The sequence below is a fragment of the Streptococcus sp. ACS2 genome (assembly GCF_000525585.1).
Lineage (GTDB): Bacteria > Bacillota > Bacilli > Lactobacillales > Streptococcaceae > Streptococcus.
This window is the reverse complement of the sequence record NZ_JALT01000004.1, coordinates 61-2,240: the sequence shown is the minus strand read 5'-3', so window position 1 is coordinate 2,240 and position 2,180 is coordinate 61. Positions and strand designations below refer to the sequence as shown.

1 pseudogene is annotated in these 2,180 nt (G+C 39.4%); it reads left to right on the top strand.

The window, feature by feature from the left end:
- Positions 1–2,178 (top strand): annotated as a pseudogene (locus tag HMPREF1517_RS00050) (Spy0128 family protein); the annotation flags it as partial.
- Positions 2,179–2,180: the final 2 nt, after the last annotated feature.

The following is a 2,180-nucleotide window of genomic DNA, read 5'->3' as shown; positions in this document are numbered from 1 at the left end:
ATTGATTATGATTCAATGAACGCAGTTGTAACTGTCAATGTCACAAAAGACGCTCAAACAGGTCTTTTGAACGCTGCAGTTACTATGCCAGCTGATACTGAGTTCAACAACTTTGCTGTTGCACCAGTTAAGACTCGTTTTGACTTCACTAAAGCTCTTGCAGGTCGTGCACTTAAAGATGGTGAATTTAGCTTCGTATTGAAAGATGCCAACGGAACTGTTCTTCAAACTAAGACTAACAATGCTAATGGTGTTATCGCCTTTGACGATTTGACATTCACAAACGCACAAGTTGGTACTCACAAGTACACTGTTGAAGAAGTTCAAGGTTCTGAAGCTGGTATGCAATATGACACAATGAAAGCTGAAGTAACAATTACTGTTACTAAAGATGGTCATGTTCTTAAAGCTGTTAATACACTTCCAGCCGACAAAGAATTCAACAATACATTCACTTCATCTCCAACACAAGCACAATTCCGCTTCACAAAACGTTTGGAAGGTAAGACTCTTGAAGCAAATGCCTTCACCTTCGAATTGCTTGAAAACGGCAATGTGATCCAAACTAAGAAGAATGCGGCTGATGGTTCAATCCAATTTGATTCAATCTCATATGCAACTGAAGGTACGCACACTTACACTGTACGTGAAGTAGCTGGAACAGATACAAACATTGATTATGATTCAATGAACGCAGTTGTAACTGTCAATGTCACAAAAGACGCTCAAACAGGTCTTCTGAACGCGGCTGTTACAATGCCTGAAGACACTGAGTTCAACAACTATGTGGTTGCTCCAGTTGTGACTAAGTTCGACTTTACTAAGAAATTGGCAGGTCGTGAACTTAAAGCAGGTGAATTCAGCTTCGTATTGAAAGATTCTACAGGTGCAGTAGTTGAAACAGTTAAGAATGATGCTGCTGGTAATGTTTCATTCTCTAACTTGTCATTCGACAACACTAAAGTAGGTACTCATACTTATACAGTAGAAGAAGTTATCCCAGCCAACAAAGAGTTTGGTATGACTTACGATAAGATGAAAGCTACTGTTACAGTTGAAGTTGCTAAGAACGGTCATTCATTGACTACGGTTACAAACGTATCTTCAACTGGTGGGGTTGATGCCAACGGTAATGCTACTGACGGTACTGCCGATAAAGAATTCAACAACAAAGTAACTCCTCCAACGCCTCCTGAATTCCAACCAGAAAAATTTGTCGTTTCTAAAGAGAAATATGACATCACTGGTCATAAATTGACTGATGATGACGATGATGTTCCTGGTAATGAGTACACAGCAACAAACACCAATCCATATGTTGATGGTGTTGCCAACAACGAACCAGAAAACTTGAATACTAAGACTGTTGAACGCGGTTCTAAATTGGTATACCAAGTATGGCTTGATACTACTAAATTCACAGAAGCTAACAACATCCAATACGTTGGTGTATCAGATACATACGATGCTGATAAATTGGACGTTAATGCCGATGACATTAAAGCATACGATTCAGTAACTGGTGCAGACGTGACTGCTAAATTCGACATCAAAGTTGAAAATGGTACAATCACTGCAACTTCTAAAGAAGAATTTATCAAAGATAAAGTAAACAACCCTGTTATCGATACTACTAAGTTCGAATTTGGTCGTTACTATAAATTTGATATCCCAGCAACTGTTAAACAATCTGTTAAAGCTGGTGCTGATATTGAAAATACAGCCAACCAAACAGTTCACGTTTACAACCCAGTAAGCAAGACAGTTGAAAAACCTGAAAAACCAACACAAAAACGTGTTAACAGCGTTCCAGTTCCAGTGGAAATGAACTTCACAAAACGTTTGGAAGGTCGTGAACTTCAAGCTAACGAATTCGAATTCGTATTGAAGAAAGACGGCGTTGAAGTTGAACGCGTGAAGAACGACGCTGCTGGTAAGATTGTCTTCAAGACTCTTAAATTTGGTCGCGATGATCTTGGTAAGACTTACAACTACACAGTTGAAGAAACTCCTGGTACAGATACAACTGTCAAATACGACACAATGGTTGCCACTGTTAAAGTTGTTGTTTCACACGACGGTACAGCTAAAGCAATCGTTGCCAACGTAACAGATGCTGCTGATAAAGAATTCAACAACCGTGTAACACCTCCAGAAGAACCTAAGTTCCAACCAGAGAA